This window comes from Microbacterium sp. NPDC089698 (assembly GCF_044749045.1).
GTDB lineage: Bacteria > Actinomycetota > Actinomycetes > Actinomycetales > Microbacteriaceae > Microbacterium.
This window is the reverse complement of sequence record NZ_JBIVHE010000011.1, coordinates 1-5517: the sequence shown is the minus strand read 5'-3', so window position 1 is coordinate 5517 and position 5517 is coordinate 1. Positions and strand designations below refer to the sequence as shown.

Genomic DNA, 5517 nt, shown 5'->3' with positions numbered 1-5517 from the left:
GCAGAAAGGCCACCCTGCGTTGGGTGGCCTTTCTGTTAAAGGAAGTCCGGCGGTGTCCTACTCTCCCACAGGGTCCCCCCTGCAGTACCATCGGCGCTGTGAGGCTTAGCTTCCGGGTTCGGAATGTGACCGGGCGTTTCCCTCACGCTATGGCCGCCGAAACACTATTGACGTGTCTCGAACAAGCACAAACGTAATGTTTGTTGTGTTCGCGGTTTCGACCGTACGTCGAGAACCACAAAGTGGACGCAAGCACCAAGAACGGTGTGTTATCAAGTCATCGGCTTATTAGTACCAGTCAGCTGCACGTGTTGCCACGCTTCCACATCTGGCCTATCAACCCAGTAGTCTGGCTGGGAGCCTCTCACCCGAAGGTATGGAAGTCTCATCTTGAGGCCGGCTTCCCGCTTAGATGCTTTCAGCGGTTATCCATCCCGAACGTAGCTAACCAGCGGTGCTCCTGGCGGAACAACTGGCACACCAGAGGTTCGTCCAACCCGGTCCTCTCGTACTAGGGTCAGATCCTCTCAAACTTCCTACGCGCGCAGCGGATAGGGACCGAACTGTCTCACGACGTTCTAAACCCAGCTCGCGTACCGCTTTAATGGGCGAACAGCCCAACCCTTGGGACCTACTCCAGCCCCAGGATGCGACGAGCCGACATCGAGGTGCCAAACCATGCCGTCGATATGGACTCTTGGGCAAGATCAGCCTGTTATCCCCGAGGTACCTTTTATCCGTTGAGCGACAGCGCTTCCACAAGCCACTGCCGGATCACTAGTCCCGACTTTCGTCCCTGCTCGACCTGTCAGTCTCACAGTCAAGCTCCCTTGTGCACTTACACTCGACACCTGATTGCCAACCAGGTTGAGGGAACCTTTGGGCGCCTCCGTTACTTTTTGGGAGGCAACCGCCCCAGTTAAACTACCCACCAGGCACTGTCCCTGAACCGGATCACGGTTCGAAGTTAGATATCCAGAGTGACCAGAGTGGTATTTCAACAATGACTCCACGGTAACTGGCGTCACCGCTTCAAAGTCTCCCACCTATCCTACACAAGCCACACCGAACACCAATACCAAGCTGTAGTAAAGGTCACGGGGTCTTTCCGTCCTGCTGCGCGTAACGAGCATCTTTACTCGTAATGCAATTTCGCCGAGTTCGCGGTTGAGACAGTTGGGAAGTCGTTACGCCATTCGTGCAGGTCGGAACTTACCCGACAAGGAATTTCGCTACCTTAGGATGGTTATAGTTACCACCGCCGTTTACTGGGGCTTAAATTCTGAGCTTCGCCGAAGCTAACCCGTCCTCTTAACCTTCCAGCACCGGGCAGGCGTCAGTCCGTATACATCGTCTTGCGACTTGGCACGGACCTGTGTTTTTAGTAAACAGTCGCTACCCACTAGTCTCTGCGGCCACCACACCCTTTCCGGAGTAAATCCGTATAAGCGGGTGGCCCCCCTTCTCCCGAAGTTACGGGGGCATTTTGCCGAGTTCCTTAACCACGATTCTCTCGATCTCCTTGGTATTCTCTACCTGACCACCTGAGTCGGTTTGGGGTACGGGCGGCTAGAACCTCGCGTCGATGCTTTTCTCGGCAGCATAGGATCACCCACTTTTTATCCGCATCGTGTCTCAGCCTCAATGAGAGACGGATTTGCCTATCTCTCGGCCTACGCACTTGCACCAGGACAACCATCGCCTGGCTTGGGCTACCTTCCTGCGTCACACCTGTTAATACGCTAGCCGCACCAGAATGGGGTCGTACGCTAGGCCCCAAGCCATCACCCGAAGGATCCGGTCATGGGGATTCAGATACTTAGCACTACTGGATTAGCTTGGGCGGTTCTTCGCCGGTACGGGAATATCAACCCGTTGTCCATCGACTACGCCTGTCGGCCTCGCCTTAGGTCCCGACTTACCCAGGGAAGATTAGCTTGACCCTGGAACCCTTGGTCTTCCGGAGGACGTGTTTCTCACACGTCTTTCGCTACTCATGCCTGCATTCTCACTCGTGTAGCGTCCACGGCTGGATCACTCCGCCGCTTCACTCGCCACACGACGCTCTCCTACCCATCAACACGGCTGGACCACGAAGGCCTACCATAAATGTCAATGCCACAACTTCGGTGGCGTGCTTGAGCCCCGTTACATTGTCGGCGCGGAATCACTTGACCAGTGAGCTATTACGCACTCTTTCAAGGGTGGCTGCTTCTAAGCCAACCTCCTGGTTGTCACAGCAACTCCACATCCTTTCCCACTTAGCACGCGCTTAGGGACCTTAGTTGGTGGTCTGGGTTGTTTCCCTCTCGACTATGAAGCTTATCCCCCACAGTCTCACTGCTGCGCTCTCACTTACCGGCATTCGGAGTTTGGCTGACGTCAGTAACCTTGTAGGGCCCATCGGCCATCCAGTAGCTCTACCTCCGGCAAGAAACACGCAACGCTGCACCTAAATGCATTTCGGAGAGAACCAGCTATCACGAAGTTTGATTGGCCTTTCACCCCTATCCACAGCTCATCCCCTCAGTTTTCAACCTAAGTGGGTTCGGCCCTCCACGACGTCTTACCGTCGCTTCAGCCTGGCCATGGATAGATCACTTCGCTTCGGGTCTAGGACACGCGACTGAATCGCCCTATTCAGACTCGCTTTCGCTACGGCTACCCCACACGGGTTAACCTCGCCACGTATCGCTAACTCGCAGGCTCATTCTTCAAAAGGCACGCTGTCACCCCTACTAAGGAGGCTCCAACGGTTTGTAAGCAAACGGTTTCAGGTACTATTTCACTCCCCTCCCGGGGTACTTTTCACCTTTCCCTCACGGTACTTGTCCGCTATCGGTCATCTGGGAGTATTTAGGCTTATCAGGTGGTCCTGACAGATTCACACGGGATTTCTCGGGCCCCGTGCTACTTGGGATACTCTTCACGCCAAGCCAGGCATTTCGACTACGGGGTTCGCACCCTCTATGACCGGCCATTCAAAACCGTTCGTCTATACCTGCTTGTAACGCTGAAAGTTCGGCAGAACAATCAGAAAAGTCCCGCAACCCCGAGCATGCAACGCCTGCCGGCTATCACACACACCCGGTTTAGCCTCATCCGCTTTCGCTCGCCACTACTCACGGAATCACATGTTGTTTTCTCTTCCTGTGGGTACTGAGATGTTTCACTTCCCCACGTTCCCTCTACCCGCCCTATATATTCAGGCGGGAGTCACTAGGTCGGCACGCCGCCCAGCGGGGTTTCCCCATTCGGACACCCTCGGATCAAAACTCGCTTATCAGTTCCCCGAGGCTTATCGCAGATTGCTACGTCCTTCTTCGGCTCCAGATGCCAAGGCATCCACCGTTTGCTCTTAAAGACTTGAAATCACATGAGTTCATCAAGAATCGGTGCCAGACCCAAAGGGCCCGGCATGAAATTGACTAATGATCTTTAAGATCATCTAACCGAAACAATCCCGAAGGATCATCTCGAAGATGCTCGCGTCCACTGTGTAGTTCTCAAAGTACGGGCGGTGCTCATCCCCACCAACAACGTTGGCGACGACAAGCCCGAGGAACAGCTGCGATCCCGAAGAATCACACCCGGTCCCTCAGGACCCAACAGCGTGCAGGCCCCCACCTCATCCCCCAGTCCGTTCCCACCGCAAGCGGCGTACTAAAACCAGAAGACTCAACAAGAGCCATGTCAAATGTTCCACCCATGAGCTCCCAGCGAAGAACGTGTGCCTTCGATCTGGGTTCTGGACTCCGAAGAGTCAGATGCTCCTTAGAAAGGAGGTGATCCAGCCGCACCTTCCGGTACGGCTACCTTGTTACGACTTAGTCCTAATTACCGATCCCACCTTCGACGGCTCCCTCCACAAGGGTTAGGCCACCGGCTTCAGGTGTTACCGACTTTCATGACTTGACGGGCGGTGTGTACAAGACCCGGGAACGTATTCACCGCAGCGTTGCTGATCTGCGATTACTAGCGACTCCGACTTCATGAGGTCGAGTTGCAGACCTCAATCCGAACTGGGACCGGCTTTTTGGGATTCGCTCCACCTCACGGTATTGCAGCCCTTTGTACCGGCCATTGTAGCATGCGTGAAGCCCAAGACATAAGGGGCATGATGATTTGACGTCATCCCCACCTTCCTCCGAGTTGACCCCGGCAGTATCCCATGAGTTCCCACCATTACGTGCTGGCAACATAGAACGAGGGTTGCGCTCGTTGCGGGACTTAACCCAACATCTCACGACACGAGCTGACGACAACCATGCACCACCTGTTCACGAGTGTCCAAAGAGTTGACCATTTCTGGCCCGTTCTCGTGTATGTCAAGCCTTGGTAAGGTTCTTCGCGTTGCATCGAATTAATCCGCATGCTCCGCCGCTTGTGCGGGTCCCCGTCAATTCCTTTGAGTTTTAGCCTTGCGGCCGTACTCCCCAGGCGGGGAACTTAATGCGTTAGCTGCGTCACGGAATCCGTGGAAAGGACCCCACAACTAGTTCCCAACGTTTACGGGGTGGACTACCAGGGTATCTAAGCCTGTTTGCTCCCCACCCTTTCGCTCCTCAGCGTCAGTTACGGCCCAGAGATCTGCCTTCGCCATCGGTGTTCCTCCTGATATCTGCGCATTCCACCGCTACACCAGGAATTCCAATCTCCCCTACCGCACTCTAGTCTGCCCGTACCCACTGCAGGCCCGAGGTTGAGCCTCGGGATTTCACAGCAGACGCGACAAACCGCCTACGAGCTCTTTACGCCCAATAATTCCGGATAACGCTTGCACCCTACGTATTACCGCGGCTGCTGGCACGTAGTTAGCCGGTGCTTTTTCTGCAGGTACCGTCACTTTCGCTTCTTCCCTGCTAAAAGAGGTTTACAACCCGAAGGCCGTCATCCCTCACGCGGCGTTGCTGCATCAGGCTTCCGCCCATTGTGCAATATTCCCCACTGCTGCCTCCCGTAGGAGTCTGGGCCGTGTCTCAGTCCCAGTGTGGCCGGTCACCCTCTCAGGCCGGCTACCCGTCGACGCCTTGGTGAGCCATTACCTCACCAACAAGCTGATAGGCCGCGAGCCCATCCCCCACCAAAAAATCTTTCCAATCGCTAACCATGCGGTTGCGACTCGTATCCAGTATTAGACGCCGTTTCCAGCGCTTATCCCAGAGTGAGGGGCAGGTTGCTCACGTGTTACTCACCCGTTCGCCACTAATCCCCCAAAGCAAGCTTCGGGTTCATCGTTCGACTTGCATGTGTTAAGCACGCCGCCAGCGTTCATCCTGAGCCAGGATCAAACTCTCCGTAAAAGAAAAATACTGGACACCCGGGGAAAACCAGGCACCAGCGAGTTTGAAACTGACCAAAGAGATGACATCATTGCTGACTTCATCCGAATGCCAACCCCAAAAGGAGTTGGTCTTTGATCCAAAGGAATTTCTCAACCAGCCCGAAAGCTGGACGAGGAATAAATTGGCATTTGACAAGTGCACGCTGTTGAGTTCTCAAGGATCGGATGCTCCT

Annotated in this window: 3 rRNA genes; all 3 read right to left on the bottom strand. The window is 54.8% G+C overall.

What is annotated here, in order from left to right:
• Window positions 1-44: 44 nt before the first annotated feature.
• Window positions 45-161: ribosomal RNA gene (rrf, locus tag ACIPY5_RS20125) — 5S ribosomal RNA — on the bottom strand.
• 107 nt (window positions 162-268) lie between these two features.
• Window positions 269-3372 (bottom strand): 23S ribosomal RNA (locus ACIPY5_RS20120).
• A 406-nt stretch (window positions 3373-3778) separates the two neighbouring features.
• Window positions 3779-5303, bottom strand: a 16S ribosomal RNA gene (locus tag ACIPY5_RS20115).
• Together the 16S, 23S and 5S rRNA genes form the textbook arrangement of a ribosomal RNA operon.
• Window positions 5304-5517: the final 214 nt, after the last annotated feature.